The sequence below is a fragment of the Polaribacter gochangensis genome (genome assembly GCF_046224025.1).
In the GTDB taxonomy this organism is placed as follows: Bacteria; Bacteroidota; Bacteroidia; order Flavobacteriales; family Flavobacteriaceae; genus Polaribacter; species Polaribacter gochangensis.
In genome coordinates, this window is the sequence record NZ_JBJXRF010000060.1 from 1 (window position 1) to 248 (window position 248).

At 25.4% G+C, this 248-nt stretch carries 1 protein-coding gene; it reads right to left on the reverse strand.

Features of this window, described 5'->3' with window-relative positions; translation table 11 throughout:
• Window positions 1–248, reverse strand: a 248-nt coding sequence (locus ACEWL1_RS12175) for a hypothetical protein (protein ID WP_409233568.1), incomplete at both ends; no start/stop codon positions are given.

A 248-nucleotide genomic window follows, 5' to 3' on the forward strand; every position in this document is an offset into this window, starting at 1 on the left:
AGAATACGCAATAACTTTATAGGTGTCTGTATATGTTTTGCCAACAAAAGCATAAGAAATTTTTACAGTACTATTTTTAGACATTCTATCATTATCTGTAACATTAATAGTATCTTCTACTCCAAGTGTGTTTATTTTTTTATCTAAATTCACATAGTTAAAAACAAAATTTTTATTTTTAAATTCTGGCATTTTTGGGTCTGATGTTGTTACGGTATTGGTATTTGTTGTTTTAGAGTATTTAACAA